The sequence below is a fragment of the Winogradskyella tangerina genome, assembly GCF_003260205.1.
Taxonomy (GTDB): domain Bacteria; phylum Bacteroidota; class Bacteroidia; order Flavobacteriales; family Flavobacteriaceae; genus Winogradskyella; species Winogradskyella tangerina.
The window spans coordinates 397,721-413,351 of record NZ_QERF01000002.1 but is presented as its reverse complement, the minus strand read 5'-3'; the positions used below and the strand labels follow the sequence as shown (position 1 = coordinate 413,351).

The window sequence follows — 15,631 nt, the reverse complement described above, 5'->3', positions numbered from 1 at the left end:
GAATTTAAGCGCGTTCTAATACCATTGCTGATGCACCACCGCCACCATTACAAATTGCGGCTGCACCTAATTTGGCATTATTTTGATGTAACACACTTATTAATGTTACTAAAATTCGAGCTCCAGAACAACCTAGTGGATGCCCCAATGAAACTGCACCACCATTAACATTTACGTTCTTATCAGATAATCCTAGAATTTTCATATTGGCCAATCCAACCACAGAAAACGCTTCATTAAATTCAAAATAGTCGATATCATCTAGCGAAACATTAGCCTTAGCAAGCGCTTTTGGTAAAGCTTTAGCAGGAGCGGTAGTAAACCATTTTGGTTCCTGAGCTGCATCAGCGTAACTTTTTACAGTTGCTAACGGTGTTAAGCCCAATTCTTCGGCTTTATCTTTACTCATTAATACCATTGCAGCAGCACCATCGTTTATGGTCGAAGCATTAGCAGCAGTTACTGTACCATCTTTTGTAAAGGCTGGGCGTAATGCTGGAATTTTCTCCATTTTAACGTTAGTATACTCCTGGTCTCTATCAACTACAATGGCATCGCCTCGGCGTTGCGGAACTTCCACAGAAACAACTTCGTCGTCAAATTTTCCCGAATCCCACGCTGCTTTAGAACGTTCATAAGATTGAACAGCAAAAGCATCCTGATCTTCTCTGCTAAAATTGTATTCTACAGCACAAGCATCGGCACAAACACCCATAGCATTTTTATCATAAGCATCTACAAGTCCATCTTTTTGCATACCGTCTTCCATCGTCGCTGGTCCGAATTTGGTGGTGCTTCTTGCATGATAATAGTGCGGAATAGCACTCATGTTTTCCATACCACCGGCAACAACAATTTCAGCATCGCCTAACTGTATAGCTTGGGCAGCTTGCATGATAGCTTTCATTCCAGAAGAACAAACTTTGTTTACAGTAGTACAAGGAACAGTATCTGGTATTCCTGCATAAATGGCAGCTTGTCTGGCTGGCGCTTGTCCTGTTCCGGCCTGAACAACATTTCCCAATAATACTTCATCAACCAATTCTGGTTTTAAGTGTATTTTATTCATGGCGCCTTTAATAGCCGCGGCACCAAGTCTAGGTGCTGGAACACTGCTTAAACTGCCTAAAAAGCTTCCTATTGGCGTTCTAACAGCAGATACGATTACGACCTCCTTGTTCATTATATCTATGTTTAAATTATTTGCTGCGAAATTAATCAATTTTGAGATATTTCTCAATGTATTAAAGATTATAGGCATCAAAGATTTTAATATTTGTTACATTTGATTTCATATGAAAGAACTTCTGAACAAATGGTATAAGAATCATGCATTAGTCTATAAGATTTTGTTGTTCTTAGTTACCACACTCTTTATAGTTTACCTTTTTCCAAAAACTGGGAAGTTTAGATATTCATTTGAAAAAGGAAAACCGTGGCAATCAGAGAATCTATATGCCCCCTTCAATTTTGCGATAAAAAAATCTCAAGATGAAATTGAAAAAGAACGCGTCGATATTGAAAATAGTGCTTCAGATTATTTTGATGTAGATTCGGAAATACCTGCGAAAATTAAATCTGATTATCCTAAGAAATTCAATGAGGTTTTTGGTGATTCGTTAAATGTGAATTTATACAAATCTGGTGAAACTTTAATCGATAGGTTATACGAAAATGGTATTCTTGACACAGATTATCCCTATACTGATGATAAATCAATAACCTTAATGGCTTCAAATACTGTTGAAAAACGGTTGGAATATGGGAACTTAATTGAAATAGATCAGTTGAGGCCGTTTATGGAGAATTATTTTGGCTCATCGATTTCATTCGAAAATAGAAATCGAATGATTTCTTTGTTTTTTGATATTGTTAAACCCAATGTTTCTTTAAATGAAAACTTAACACGGAATTCGCTTGAAGAAAAATTATCTCAAATCTCACTTACTCGAGGAAGCGTCGATAAGGACCAGCTTATCATATCTAAAGGACAGGTCGTAGAGGATGAAGAATACAAAATTTTAAATTCATTGAAGTCCGAATACGAGTCGCAAGTATGGAATACGGCCAACTACAATTGGGTTCTATTTGCATATACATTACTCGTTGCACTTGCACTACTGATGTTGTTGTTTTTTCTAGACAAATACAGACCTGAAGTATTTTTGAACAATACTAAAGTTACTTTCATATTTTTCAATATTGCCTTAATGATTTTGTTAACCACTTTGGTTATCAATTATAATTCACAATACATATATGTCGTTCCACTTTGTGTACTACCACTGGTTTTAAAAGCATTTTTTGATGCCAGACTCGGGCTTTTTGCTCATGTGCTAACCGTGTTGTTACTCGGCTTTATTGTTCCGAATAGTTATGAATATATGTTTCTTCAAATCATTGCTGGTATTGTAACTATTCTTACGGTTTCTGAACTGTATAAACGTGCAAATCTTTTTATATCTGTTGGGCAAATCACACTGATTTATATAATCGCCTATTTTGCGTTTTTCGTTATTCATGAAGGACAAATTACTAGCCTTAAGTGGGAGACCTTCGGACTCTTTGTGCTCTGCGGATTAGCGACCCTATTTGTTCAACCATTAATTTATATCTACGAGAAGATATTTGGTTTAGTTTCAGATGTTTCCTTACTCGAATTATCAGATACCAATACCAAGTTATTAAAGCAGCTTTCTAATGAGGCACCAGGGACTTTTCATCATTCATTGAACGTAGCCAATTTAGCTGAAGCTTCGGCAAACGAAATTGGCGCAAACGCAATGCTAGTAAGGGTAGGAGCGTTATACCACGATATTGGTAAAATGGTCAATCCGACCTATTTTACAGAGAATCAGAGTAACGGGATTGATCCGCATAAGGAGCTTTCAAACAAAGAAAGTGCAAAAATTATTATTGATCATGTATTAAATGGTATTGAATTAGCCAAAAAGAATAATTTACCTGATCGTGTTATCGATTTTATTAGAACACATCACGGCACAAGCTCGGTTTATTATTTTTATATGAAGGAAAAATCTAATGAAGACGGAGCAGATATAAAAGACTTCTCGTATCCAGGGCCAAAACCTTTCAGTAAGGAAACTGCTATTTTAATGATGTGTGATAGCGTAGAAGCGGCCTCAAAAAGTTTAAAAGAACCAACCACTACGAAAATCAATGATTTCGTTGAAAATATCATCAATAAGCAAATGGATAATGGTCAGTTTTTAAACGCTAATATCACGTTTAAAGAAATTCAATCCATTAAAAAGGTATTAAAACATAAGCTTGCAAATATCTATCACCTTAGAATAGAGTATCCGGAGTAGGATGGATGTTCTTAGGATTTTCAGAATCCATTTACATCGCAAATGTTGCAAATAAAGCTTGGCTTTATTTGAAAATAATAGCCCCGGTTTCCTTAAGAAAGTAAACTTTCAACGAAAACCAAAGCTATTATTTAGTCGGGATGACTGGATTTGAACCAGCGACCCCTAGCACCCCATGCTAGTACGCTACCAGGCTGCGCTACATCCCGAAAATGATTGCGCTAAAATAAGTAATTTCGGATTTCAATTTTAGTCTGAATTATTAATTTATTGCTAAGCGTTCTCTTTTGATTATATTTAGGACTTTGCAAAGTATTTTGACAATACATAATTAACTTTTCTCAACCTATGGAATTACTCGGAATTGATATTGGAGGCTCAGGTATTAAGGGCGCTGTTGTTAATATAGAAACTGGTGAGCTTGTCACTGAACGACATCGTGTTGCAACACCTACAGGAGCAAAGCCTGCAGATGTTGCTGACGAGGTAGCAGAACTAGTAGAGCATTTCAATTGGAAGGGTAAAGTAGGTTGTGGATTTCCGGCCCTGGTTACTCATGGAGTAGCACATACTAGTGTTAATATTCATAAAAGTTGGAAAGGCGTAAATGTTGAAGAACTCTTTGAAAAAAGAACTGGGCTTGAATTTTCAGTGGCCAACGATGCAGATGCGGCCGGATTGGCAACAATGACTTTCGGTTCTGGAAAAGGTAAGGATGGTTTGGTGTTTATGATAACACTTGGTACAGGAATTGGTTCGGGAGCCTTCTATAATGGAGATCTTATTCCAAATTTTGAGTTAGGTTCTATGCCATATAAGAATCATAAACGGATTGAATATTACGCTTCTGATGCTGCTCGCAAACGTTACAAACTGTCTTATCCTGAGTGGGGAGGTCGTGTGCATAAATTTTTAAGATTAGTCGAAAAATTATTCTCTCCAGATTATATTATTATTGGCGGAGGTGCAAGTAAAAAATTTGATAAATTCAAAGATCAAATAACAATTTCCACACCGGTAATTCCGGCAGCTTATCAAAACAATGCAGGAATTGTTGGTGCCGCATTGCTGGCGAAATGAGGTTTACAGAAACAAAAAAAGATAACAAATAAGCCACCTCTGTTAAGAAATGGCTTTTTGTAGTTGCGACAGGAATTGAACTTAAATTACAATCCTCTTATTTTCAATATTTTACAACTTCCCTAAAAGCTTGGTGAAGCGAGAGTGAAATTAGTTTGTTATTTTTAATTTCGCTTTAAAATTAATTATTTAAAGTTAAATTAGAATTCTAAAACGAAATTAAAATTTTTAAGTTTTTATTAATGAGGTATATGGTTTTATCCATATTTGGTCTGTTTTTAATTACATCATGTAAATGTACAGATAAAGCCAATGGTAAAAGAACAGAGTTGTATTTTGGTTTATCAAATGAAAGTGGTGTTATTGCTGACAGCAGTTGGGTAGAGTTGTGATACTTCAAACTAGGGTTAACTTTGAATATTGATATTCATTTTTGCTCTGAATACTTCATAAGGTGTCAATCCTCCATGAGATTTATGGGGTCTGTTAAAGTTATAAAAATTCTCCCATTCGTTCATTTTCTTTCCTAAATCAACATCTGATGTGTACTCGATTAATTGATAGAATTCCAGCTTATCGGTGAGATGTGATCTTTCTACTTTCCCGTTCAGCCTTGGAGTTCCTGGCTTTATATAAACATGTTCTATCCCCTGGTCTTGACAATGCCAATGAAATCTTGCCTGGAACTCATGACCATTATCGGTTCTTACCATTTTAATCCGAAAAGGAAACTTTTTGATCACATAATTTAAAAAATCAATAGCATTGTTCTGGTTATGTCTATTATAGACTTTTAAGGCGCGTATTCTGGTTGCATCATCGATAGCTGTGTACTGATAGCGTTTTATGCTTTTTCCTTGCTTATCAGTGAAGGTAAGGAACTTTACGTCCATTTGAATGTGATGGCCAGGGGTTTGTTTCTCATATCGCTTAAATTTTGGTCCTGGAGAGCGTCTTTTAGCATTTCTTGGGAGTCTACTGATTCCATTTCTCTTTAAGATACGATACACACTACTTTCAGAGGTTTCAATATCGAGATAACGTTTCAAATACATATAGATTCTCTCTGGACCAAAATGATATTTCTTTCTTAGGTAAAGGACTTTCTCTTCTACCTCAATGGGTGTGCGTAATCTTATATTTTCTGGACAAGGCTTATTGTTAATCAATCCTTTTTCTCCGTCTTTTTGATAACGCTTTAACCAATTAAAATAAGTCGTCTTAGAGATCCCGTAATGCCTACAAGCTTTGTTAATGTTGCCCACCTTTTTAGCATAATCAAAAACATCTAGTTTTCTCTTAATATCATGCCTTTGTTCTCTGGTCATAAGTCAGACTTTTAAGTTGTCTATAAATTTAATAAACAGTCAACTTAAGTCCGAAGTATCATATGGATAAAATACTAACTTTTTTCATGGAGCTACTTTCCGTTTTAATTACATAACCTCAAATAAACTATTTGAATCTAAATAAACAATAATTGTAATAAATAAAAAGTTTTAAAACGCATTTTATACATTCCATTGTGTAACATTTTTTTGTCCATAATTTAAAAATTTGTTATTTTGAGTTACATATTAATATAAAGTTATGTCAGATTTAAATGATTCTCTAGCAAAAGCCTTAATGCGTGCTCTTCTAGAATTAAACCCAAAGGATATGTTATCAGTAGATCCTTCAACAAATCCTTTTGATCCTATTAATAATCCATTCACTAAATATACCAAAGGTGGTACATACACAAAATCTGGATCTCCAAGTACGTACACTAAAGGCGGTTCTTATGAAAAAAAGGATGTCTACGAAAAGGATGACAAAAGAATAGCGGAACTTATTTCAATTTGGAATAACGATCCTAGAATCCCTGATGATTTAAAGGAGAATTTACTAGATTCATTAAGAGATCAACTTAAGGTAAATAAAAGTAATTCTGCGAACAACTAATTTTAATTGTTAATGCAAAACTATTTTGCTACTCCTGGTATAGAATTCGAAAAATCAATTAAAAAATTCCATAATCAGTTAGAGAAAGAAGTATTTTTTTTAAATGAACTTCCAGAAAATAATATATTCAAAGAACATTTATTTCGAATAATTCAAATATGTCAAAGAGATAAAAATCATTTATCAAATTGGCATCCTAAAATAGAGCTTGATGTACTGTCATTCGAAGCTTTAAGGGACGAATATCGTTTTGATATAATTGAAATTGCTAAGAATAAAATTTTAGATTCAACTGCGCTAATTAGAGAAGTAGAACCGGACTTCGCGTTCTGGATAAGCAGCGCCATTCATAAACTGGTCATCCTTCTTAAACCTCCCTCAATAATGGAGAGTTCAAGCCTTTCTATTAAACCTGGTGAAGTACATATTTCATTACTAGTTTCAAAAGTAGCATTATGTGAGATGCTTATTCATGAATCTTCCCATCAACATTTTTATAAATTTTTAGCTAAAGCAAAGCTTGTAAGAGAAAATGCTCCTGATGCTTATTCAAGTGTAAAAAATACAAAAAGACCACTAATTTTAGTTTTACTAGCATTTCATGCCTTTTCAAATGTACTTATTTTTTATAATAAATTCTTTTTAAAAATTAATGATAAAAAATTATTAGAACAGGCAAATGCAATTTATAATCAGACAAAGAAGGACGTAATTAGTTTAACAGAGTCTCTAATCCAAAACCGTACACATCTCACACCTGATGGCGATTTCTTGTTTAAAGAACTTCTCAAAAAATTAGAATTTGATAAATGAAGTTCCTAAAGACATATATACCTTCGTTAATATTAAAAGTTGCCTCTAGATGCAACCTAAATTGTTCTTACTGTTATTTGTACAATCATCTAGATAACTCGTATCTGGAACAACCCAAATTCATGAGTTTAAAAGTCCTAGATAAAATCTGCGACGATTTGAATGAAATATTATTAATAAAAAAACATCCTATTGAAATAACACTACATGGTGGAGAACCAATGTTAATGAAGGAGGAAGCATTTGAAGCATTTATCAAAAAACTTAAAGAAAGACTTGGCAATAATTTAACTTCACTTTCAATTCAAACTAATGCTACACTTATCAATTCAACTTTTATAAAGTTAATCAAACAATATCAGATTGGAGTTAGTGTAAGCTTAGATGGGACTAAGGAAAGTCATGATAAATTTAGACTTGACCATAAGGGAGAAGGTAGTTATGAAAGTACAATAAAGGGTATCCATAAATTAATTTCGTCAGGAATAGATGTAAATATCTTATGTGTAATTGATCCTTATACGAGGGGAGATTCCACTTATAATGCGATCAAGAAAATTGGTGTTAAAAGAATGAGTTTCCTAATTCCAGATGTAACGCATGATAGCAGAGAGAAGTACTATCACTTACTTCCTAAATATGCATTAGCAAATTATTTGATTTCATTGTTTATCGAATGGCAAAAGGATCATTCGGGTATTAGAATAAGACTATTTGAAGATATTATCAGCGCAATTTTGGGAGGTGTCCCAAAGACAGATTTATTTGGAGGAAATGGGCTAGGTTATGTTATTGTAGAATCAAATGGTAATTATGAATTATTAGATGCACTTAAGGTGTGTTACGATGGATCTACAAAACATCATAAGGGAAATGGTACCTTGTTAGAATTTATGAATAATGTGTATAATGAAAATGGATTTACTTTATGGCAAAAAGATTATAGTGCCAAATGTTTACAATGCAGAAATTTTGAAGTGTGTAAAGGAGGATATTTACCACACAGATATTCTGATAAAAACAATTTTAAAAATGAATCTGTATGGTGTGATGATTTATATAAATTAATTGATTTTATTAGACTTGAGGTTTCAAAACATCTATTCCCACATGAAACTTCGTTAATGATTTCTTAAAAGGTAATCTCTGGGTTCTATTGAATTTGATAAATTTTAATTAGAGTGGATAACTAAAATGTTTATTCCTTTACTCGTTGTCTAATCCATTTAAATAGGATTTCTATTATTTATGATATAGGCACTTTAAGGATTGGATTCGACAGGTATTTAAACGCATTATTTTTTTCTTTTTGTATATATACTTTTCAGTTCGTTTGTTATTTTAGTGAATAAATGGTGAAATTGATAATAATTATAACACTGAAGACTTTGAAAGCTTCAGGACTTTTAAAGTTGAAAAAATGCTAAAAAAATAAATAGGATGAAAGTTTAAACTTATTATTAATGCTTTTAGTTATTCAATTTCATTTTTTTTACTAAAAAACAAACCTAAATATTCCTAAATAACCCTAAATAACCCTCATTTTTTAAACCTAATCTACATTTAGAGAAATTTATAAAGATGAGAAAACCAAGATTCATATTATTCTTAGTAATAATACCGCTGCTTATCACACTAAGTTGTGATGAAAAAACTGATAAAATTGAAATTAGTATAATAGGGGAGAATACATCTACAATGCAGGCAATGATGAGCATTGAAGAGGATTATGAACGAGAAAACCCAAATGTAGATTTAAAGTTTCATCCCAATACCTTCGATGACGCATTCAACAAATCAAATCAAGACTTTGCAAATAAAACAGGTCTTTATGACATAGTTATTCAATATAACTTTTCATTGTCTTCCTTTGTTGAGAACGACTACATTCATCTTCTAGATGAGGTCAATTCAAGTGTTGATAGTAAAATGTTGGCTTTTGAATCTGATCTATTTCAAAACTATTGGGAAGAATTAGGGTATTATTATAACATAAACTCAGATAGTGATAAGGACGTGATTAAGGTTGGCTATCCTTCAGCTGCATTAACAATGCTATTAATGTACAATAAATCCATGTTTGAAGATTCCATTAACAAAGAAGAGTACTTTTCTATTTATAACAAAGAGTTGAAGATTCCATCTAATTGGGAAGATTATTATACCGTAGCTGAGTTTTTCACCAATGAAGACAAAGGAGAAAAAGGTGTATGTATTGAGGGTGGTCCAGGAGGCTTCTTATATTTCGAACTAATGAACTTTTTAGGTGGATTAAAGGGAGGTAAAGTCCTAGATTCTAAGCGAGGTTGGGACAGTAAACCGGACACCAATGTTATTGTTAATTCTCCTGAAAATCTTGAAGCGCTCAAGCTTTATAATAAAATGAAGAATTTTAATAGCGGTCAATATTCTAATGTAGAGCAGTTCGAACAAATGAGGATAATGAAAAAAGGAAAAACTGCTATGGCATTTGTTTGGAGTGATATGATATATCCGTCCTTATTTGCTGCAGAATCAGATAATCGATTTGGTTTTGCAGAAGTACCTGGAAATAGCTCAATTTTAGGAGGAGGAGCTTACTTTGTAAATAAACAAACAAAAAATTTAGGCGAAGTTTCTAAGTTCATTAATTATTTGATGCAAGAATCAACCCAAGTTCAAATGGCTTTGAATGGTTTTTGCTCTCCCTTGAAAACAACCTATTTAAATCCAGAAGTAGCTAAATTGCCTTATTCAGAGGCATTGGCAAAGTCTTTAGATAGGGCGGATATCGCCCTAGTCGCTGGAATTGATTCTAATATGATTAATGAAATTATTACTACTTATATTCAAAGATGCTGGAATGATGAATTAACCGAAGAGGAAGCTTTAGAGCAAATACAGTCTGAAATAACAATTGGGCGCAAAAAATTGTTCTCAGTTAATCAAAAGTCTAATTAGGGAGAAATGACATGGGATATAGAATAAAGGAGCATTTCCTGATAAAATTTTTGTTATTGGCTTTAATTGCTATTTACTTAGGGTATAATCTTCCTTTTATTTCTAATGTAAATTTTGTTTCAGCGGATATAAAGGATTTTTTCACCTCAAATGACAACTTTATTAATCCTGTAATAAGATCCTTGTTTTTTGCAGCTTTTGTTGCTGCATTGTGTGTCATAATCGGATTAATTTTTTCCTTATTACTTGTTAAAATTAAGCTCAGTGAAAATAGAGGCAAATACCTAAGTATTTTACTTATCCCAACTCTTATAGGTGGTGCCTCCATAGCTTTCATATTTAAAGTTGTACTTATAAATAATGAGTTCGTTTATATAAATCCGAGCACAAAATTCTTGACTCTATCTGCCATACAGTTTTGGCAATTTGGAAGCTTAGTTATTTATCTTTTTTGGTTAAATCAACAGACAATTTCCCCGAAAGTTTGGGAGTATGCAAATGCGATAGGTCTAAACCAATACGAAAAAGTTCGTGATATCGTACTACCTAAACAAAGAAATTTGTCAGTATTATTATTTATGGTTGTTTTTGTTTTTTCATTTTTTGAGGAAGCAAAAATGTATTTCATATTTAAAGCATCTCGCGGTACAAATACAGAATTAGCAAGTCATTGGCTTCATAGAACTTTTAAAACAAATTCATTGATTAATTCAGACTTTGCTTTTGAACAACTAGCGACATCTTCTGTTTTTGTTTTTATAGTTTCTTTAGTGTCATTGGTTATTTTAATAATAATATTCATTAAAGTATTCGAGCAAAGAATTAAAAGTAAAACTGCCCGAAACTATAAGAGTATTAACGCTGAATTCACCAGTAAATTAAGCTTACCTATACTTGTAATGTGGATAATTCTACCCATGCTCTATGTTCTTTTAACCAACAAAGTGAATTTTCAGCTTGGATTAGAAAAACTTGGACCAACCTTATTGATGACTTTTATTTCAGCTTTAATACTAACCGCATTAGCATTTATTTTCAGTGTGCTATGTCGTTTGATGTGGAAGCAAATATTGGCAAATTTTAATTCCAAGTCCTTACGCTTTTTTTTAGCTCTTTTTATGCTGGTTATGATTCCGCCAATTGTATTTTTAATACTTGGGTTTAAATGGATGGACATAGTAGGTTATAGAGCATCTTTTGGCATTCGCATCTCATGGGTAATTGGTCATGTAATTATGGCATTTCCATTAATCACCTCATTTTCTATGGCAACACACTTCAGGGTAAAGACCGATCATATTAATTATTTACAAATTCATAAGATTAGTTTGTTAGAAAAAACAAGAGACTTATTCTTTAAACCTTTCAAGGCAGATTATCTTCTTTTAGGACTTATTTCTTGCGCCCTAATTTGGAATGAATCCATAATTAATAATGTGTTATCAGATCAAATAAAATCCTTTGTCACTGAATTGAACATGACCATTTCAGGAAGATCGGCAGATTATTCTAAAGGAATGATCTTTTTGTATTTTTCAATAGGTCTAGCAGTTGTTTGTGTTATGGTTTGGAATTATTTGGTATTTAAAAACTCTAAAATTTATAGTCACAATGAGTAAAATAGAACTTCATAATACAAGTTTTGGATATACCAAAGACCAACTCATTTTTAAGAATCTTTCGCTTAGTTTCAATAAAAGGCATGAAGACAAAGGCCACATAATTGCACTGCTTGGGGAAAGCGGTGTCGGTAAATCAACATTGCTGAAACTTATGCTTGGTAACCTTTCACCTAGTGCTGGCTCTGTTGATATTGTCAGTAAAAAAAATGTGGTCTCTTACTTGCCCCAAGAACCTGTTTTGATGGAATTTTTGTCGCCTCTAGATAACGCCATTTATTTCAAGAGTGTTAAGGCCTACAAATACTTATTTGATAATAAAACATTCGAAACGTTTAAAAAGAGTTTAGGGCTCGAAGAAGTTCTAAAGAGTAAAACTTCGGTTAATAATTTAAGTGGAGGTCAAAGACAAAGAATAGCTTTATTAAGAGCCTTAAGTATAAATCCGGACACCATCATGATGGATGAGCCAGCAAAGGGACTTGATGCACGAACTAGGGCACAATTTCTCAATCAACTCAGGGAAATTATACTCGGGACAAATACCTTGGGTATTTATGTTACTCACCATTTAGATGAAGCACAATTGGTTGCAGACGATATTGCATATATTTACCGAGATGAACTTTCTAAAGATAGCTCCATTTATATAGATTCACTGAATAACTTTTTAGAAAAACCTAAATTATTAGAGGCTTTGGAGGCTGTAAAATACCCAAATGCAAAAATCATGAAATGTACTTTTGATAGAGATAATCAAATTCAACTTGCAAAAGGAGAAGACTTTTTTTTCATAAGTTTAGATGAAAACAATATTGGCTATTCAGATACCTTGGGATTTGATTTTAATATTTTATATAAAAATGATAAATATGCTCAGATAGAACTGCTAGATGGACAAAGGATAAATCTCATGACGAAATCAATTTCCGGGTGTAAATTGTTTTTAAAGGGAAAAGTTTTGAGATTTAATAAAAATGGAAAATTTGAAGATATAATCGAAGTTGTTAATTATGAATTATAAAGAGTTACTCAAGTACGAAAAATCTTTTGACCCTAAGGATTGGGATGAAATGGAAGACTTGGCTCATAAAATGGTCAAAGATATGTTTGCTTTACTTAAGGATATTCGTAATCAACCTGTATGGACGCAACCAACGGATGATAGTAAAGGCGCAATATTAGGTGAAGCCCTTCCGATAGAACCTAAAAATTTAAACAAAGTATATCAAGATATTAAAGAAAATTTAACCCCTTATTACAAAGGTAATATTCACCCCAAATTCTGGTCTTGGGTACAGGGGACAGGTACAGTTTCGTCCATTCTTTCGGAGATATTAGTTGCAGGCTTAAACCCAGATGTTTGCACTGGAGACCATGGTGCCATGTATATTGAGAAGCAGGTTATAGATTGGCTAAAAAAAATGATGGGATTTCCGAATAATGCCAGCGGTATACTTGTAAGTGGTACATCCACAGCAAATTTAACAGCGCTTCTTATAGCAAGAGACAAAGCGACCAATCAAGTTGTGCGCAAACAGGGAATGTTAGAATACAACTCTAGATTGATTATATATACTTCTACTGAAGCTCATAGTTGTGTAATTAAAGCTGCAGATATCATGGGCCTAGGTATAAATTCTGTAACTTTAGTTGACACCACGTCAGAATTTCAAATTGATGTTCAAAAATTAGAGCAAGCTATAATTGAAGATCGAAAAAAGGGTAACGTTCCGTTTTGTATTGTTGCAAATGTTGGTACTGTAAATACGGGAGCAATAGACCCTTTAGATGAGATAAGTAAAATTTGTAAGCGCGAGGGGCTTTGGATGCATGTAGATGGTGCATTTGGAGCGTTTGCGAAGTTTGCACCTTCGCATAAAAAAATGCTTAAATCAATGAATGCAGCCGACAGTCTTGCATTTGATACTCATAAATGGATGTCATTGCCTTTCGGGACAGGCTGTCTGTTGGTAAAAAATAAGCACCATCACAGAAATGCATTTGCAATACAGCCAGATTATTTGCAAGTACACGCCAGAGGCCTCGCGTCCGGACCAGATCCAATTTTCAACTATAGCATTGAAATGACCCGTGGTTTTAGGGCATTAAAAATATGGATGATGTTAAAGGAACAGGGTCTTAACAAAATTGGTGAAATAGTACAGCAAAATATTGCTCAGTCATATTATTTAGGGGAATTAGTAGATGATGAGGAGCTGTTGGAATTGGTAACCCCAGTTACAATGAATATTGTATGCTTTCGATTTGTACCTCAAGAAAAAATGTCTGAAGAGGGGTTGAATAAATTAAATAGAGAGATTGTGGTTGAACTTCAAGAATTTGGCTGTGCCGTAACGTCTCATGTATATATTGAAAACAAGTATTGTATTAGAATTGCGAATGTCAACCACAGAACAGTAAAAGAGGATTTCGAAGACTTAGTAAAAGATGTGATTAGAATAGGTAATACAACCAAAAATATATTTAAATGATTCCACTCAGTCACAAAGAAAAAAAGGAACATCACCATAAAATTGACAAGTATGTAGAAAAAATAAATAAGTACATTTTGAGTTCGATTTTCCTAAAAGGTTCAAAAATATCTTTAAAGGAGGCCTATCAGATAAAACTAGAACAGATCGCTTATGGTGTACTTTTAGATTCGTATCACTATTTTGATTTTCCTTTTACTGATAGTGAGGCTGTAGATAGCTTGAATATTGACTTAGCCCAAAATGAGATACTCAAACAGGTTGATGTAAGAGTTAATAGGCGATTTGAAGACTTAAGAGTGAGTAAAGGTATTAATGGCTATTTGTTTTACGACTATTATATAGACGAAGAATCTAAAACATACGTCTTAAAGAACACAAAGAATAACTTAGATTATGAAAATGACGCTGAAGATCTTTTACTTTTTTTACCAGTTATAGATTGCGCGATAACAAATAAAAAAAACTATTTGTTCAATGTAGAAAGCTCAAAAGACAATATAAAATCTAGTCAACAGATACTAGTCTTAAGTGAAAAGTTAGGGTTAGAAACTGAGGATGCCTATGACGATAATACACTAGTTTGCACATTTAGAATAAATATACAACACCCTGAAGATACAATTTTACATGAGATTTCAAAACTGCTTTACAAAGAAGTATTCTATTTTTTGGATATTTATTTTCACAGTCCAGTATTGACTAAGCTACTTTCTGGCCGCAGAAAGTCATATGTGTTAGGGTATAAACATAATTTACAGCAATTAAATCCATTAAGTGCAATACGCAATTTGAAGAGAGGGATTACAACTAAAGATGCCGATAAAATAAATAGGGCACTAAATGAAATAGAACAGATTTTTCTTGTTTATGAGCTTACACATCATTTAATGTTTGACTACGAATTAGTCAGCGCAGGATATACGGACTATGATATTAAGTATGAAGGAAAAAGCATCTTCCAAATCTTAAAAGACTTTGAAGAAAATTATAATGATAGAAAAGTTTTAACCAATTTTTGTTTTGATAAGCAGGAACATTATTATCCAAAGATAACACCGGATAAAAATAATTATGAATTATTTGATTTCATATTAATATTATGGAACCTGTGGAGAAATGGAATAGTACATAACACTAAAGATGATTTACATATAAATGGTTATAATAAAGGCAAGGAATATTATGTTGAATTCATTAATGAGCCTGCACTTGACAATGATCTTGCTGATTATTTAAAAGGCAAAATTCCGAACTATCCCAGAGACACTTCATGGAAAAACCCTTATCCAGGGTTGATAATTATTAAAGATTTGATAAAAAGTAATCCCAAAATATCCTTGGAGGTTATTGCTGATGAGGTAATAAATGAAACAAAAATTATATTAAAAATTTTAAAAGTCTGAAC

The 15,631-nt window shown here is 33.0% G+C and carries 13 protein-coding genes and 1 tRNA gene; 11 read left to right on the top strand and 3 right to left on the bottom strand.

From position 1 onward, the window contains the following. Positions 1 to 4 precede the first annotated feature (4 nt). Entirely contained in the window at positions 5 to 1,183 is a 1,179-nt protein-coding gene (locus tag DDY94_RS04580; RefSeq protein WP_111682860.1) for an acetyl-CoA C-acyltransferase, read from the bottom strand. 112 nt (positions 1,184 to 1,295) lie between these two features. Between DDY94_RS04580 and DDY94_RS04575 the strand changes: the two genes are divergently transcribed. Further along, positions 1,296 to 3,332, top strand: coding sequence for an HD family phosphohydrolase (locus tag DDY94_RS04575; RefSeq protein WP_111682859.1), 2,037 nt, complete (start codon positions 1,296 to 1,298; stop codon positions 3,330 to 3,332). A gap of 135 nt (positions 3,333 to 3,467) precedes the next feature. Here DDY94_RS04575 and DDY94_RS04570 read toward each other — a convergent pair. Continuing rightward, a tRNA-Pro gene (locus DDY94_RS04570) sits at positions 3,468 to 3,541 on the bottom strand. Between the two features lie 139 nt (positions 3,542 to 3,680). Here DDY94_RS04570 and ppgK point away from each other — a divergent pair. Then, on the top strand, positions 3,681 to 4,412 hold the full coding sequence (gene ppgK, locus DDY94_RS04565) for a polyphosphate--glucose phosphotransferase (protein ID WP_111682858.1): 732 nt from the start codon (positions 3,681 to 3,683) through the stop codon (positions 4,410 to 4,412). A 242-nt stretch (positions 4,413 to 4,654) separates the two neighbouring features. Continuing rightward, entirely contained in the window at positions 4,655 to 4,804 is a 150-nt protein-coding gene (locus DDY94_RS16090) for a hypothetical protein (protein ID WP_157957251.1), read from the top strand. Positions 4,805 to 4,819: 15 nt separating this feature from the next. Here the strand turns inward: DDY94_RS16090 and DDY94_RS04560 are convergent, their stop codons facing one another. Then, entirely contained in the window at positions 4,820 to 5,740 is a 921-nt protein-coding gene (locus tag DDY94_RS04560) for an IS481 family transposase (RefSeq protein ID WP_111682857.1), read from the bottom strand. Between the two features lie 262 nt (positions 5,741 to 6,002). Between DDY94_RS04560 and DDY94_RS04555 the strand changes: the two genes are divergently transcribed. The 8 genes from DDY94_RS04555 to DDY94_RS04520 all read left to right on the top strand — a co-directional run bounded on the left by DDY94_RS04555 (position 6,003) and on the right by DDY94_RS04520 (position 15,629). Further along, on the top strand, positions 6,003 to 6,356 hold the full coding sequence (locus tag DDY94_RS04555; protein WP_111682856.1) for a hypothetical protein: 354 nt from the start codon (positions 6,003 to 6,005) through the stop codon (positions 6,354 to 6,356). Between the two features lie 12 nt (positions 6,357 to 6,368). Then, positions 6,369 to 7,169, top strand: coding sequence for an aKG-HExxH-type peptide beta-hydroxylase (locus DDY94_RS04550; protein WP_111682855.1), 801 nt, complete (start codon positions 6,369 to 6,371; stop codon positions 7,167 to 7,169). Next, complete coding sequence (locus DDY94_RS04545) at positions 7,166 to 8,305, top strand: radical SAM protein (protein WP_111682854.1); 1,140 nt, start codon at positions 7,166 to 7,168, stop codon at positions 8,303 to 8,305. The genes DDY94_RS04550 and DDY94_RS04545 overlap by 4 nt, the downstream gene beginning before the upstream one ends. A gap of 445 nt (positions 8,306 to 8,750) precedes the next feature. Next, positions 8,751 to 10,109, top strand: a complete 1,359-nt coding sequence (locus DDY94_RS04540) for an extracellular solute-binding protein (RefSeq protein ID WP_111682853.1) — start codon at positions 8,751 to 8,753, stop codon at positions 10,107 to 10,109. Positions 10,110 to 10,165: 56 nt separating this feature from the next. Continuing rightward, positions 10,166 to 11,728: a sugar ABC transporter permease gene (locus tag DDY94_RS04535; RefSeq protein WP_111682852.1), complete on the top strand. Its 1,563-nt coding sequence runs from the start codon at positions 10,166 to 10,168 to the stop codon at positions 11,726 to 11,728. Next, on the top strand, positions 11,721 to 12,752 hold the full coding sequence (locus DDY94_RS04530; RefSeq protein ID WP_157957249.1) for an ATP-binding cassette domain-containing protein: 1,032 nt from the start codon (positions 11,721 to 11,723) through the stop codon (positions 12,750 to 12,752). Before DDY94_RS04535 ends, DDY94_RS04530 begins: the two co-directional genes overlap by 8 nt. Then, positions 12,742 to 14,223, top strand: a complete 1,482-nt coding sequence (locus tag DDY94_RS04525) for a pyridoxal phosphate-dependent decarboxylase family protein (protein WP_111682850.1) — start codon at positions 12,742 to 12,744, stop codon at positions 14,221 to 14,223. Before DDY94_RS04530 ends, DDY94_RS04525 begins: the two co-directional genes overlap by 11 nt. Next, positions 14,220 to 15,629, top strand: coding sequence for a hypothetical protein (locus tag DDY94_RS04520; RefSeq protein ID WP_111682849.1), 1,410 nt, complete (start codon positions 14,220 to 14,222; stop codon positions 15,627 to 15,629). The genes DDY94_RS04525 and DDY94_RS04520 overlap by 4 nt, the downstream gene beginning before the upstream one ends. The last annotated feature ends 2 nt before the right edge of the window (positions 15,630 to 15,631 follow it).

Excerpts from the sequence above, each read along its gene's own strand:
- DDY94_RS04540 (WP_111682853.1), top strand. The coding sequence starts at position 8,751 with ATGAGAAAACCAAGATTCATATTATTCTTAGTAATAATACCGCTGCTT.
- DDY94_RS04555 (WP_111682856.1), top strand. The coding sequence starts at position 6,003 with ATGTCAGATTTAAATGATTCTCTAGCAAAAGCCTTAATGCGTGCTCTT.
- DDY94_RS16090 (WP_157957251.1), top strand. The coding sequence starts at position 4,655 with ATGAGGTATATGGTTTTATCCATATTTGGTCTGTTTTTAATTACATCA.
- DDY94_RS04520 (WP_111682849.1), top strand. The coding sequence starts at position 14,220 with ATGATTCCACTCAGTCACAAAGAAAAAAAGGAACATCACCATAAAATT.
- DDY94_RS04560 (WP_111682857.1), bottom strand. The coding sequence starts at position 5,740 with ATGACCAGAGAACAAAGGCATGATATTAAGAGAAAACTAGATGTTTTT.
- DDY94_RS04525 (WP_111682850.1), top strand. The coding sequence starts at position 12,742 with ATGAATTATAAAGAGTTACTCAAGTACGAAAAATCTTTTGACCCTAAG.
- DDY94_RS04545 (WP_111682854.1), top strand. The coding sequence starts at position 7,166 with ATGAAGTTCCTAAAGACATATATACCTTCGTTAATATTAAAAGTTGCC.
- DDY94_RS04575 (WP_111682859.1), top strand. The coding sequence starts at position 1,296 with ATGAAAGAACTTCTGAACAAATGGTATAAGAATCATGCATTAGTCTAT.
- DDY94_RS04550 (WP_111682855.1), top strand. The coding sequence starts at position 6,369 with ATGCAAAACTATTTTGCTACTCCTGGTATAGAATTCGAAAAATCAATT.
- DDY94_RS04580 (WP_111682860.1), bottom strand. The coding sequence starts at position 1,183 with ATGAACAAGGAGGTCGTAATCGTATCTGCTGTTAGAACGCCAATAGGA.
- DDY94_RS04530 (WP_157957249.1), top strand. The coding sequence starts at position 11,721 with ATGAGTAAAATAGAACTTCATAATACAAGTTTTGGATATACCAAAGAC.
- ppgK (WP_111682858.1), top strand. The coding sequence starts at position 3,681 with ATGGAATTACTCGGAATTGATATTGGAGGCTCAGGTATTAAGGGCGCT.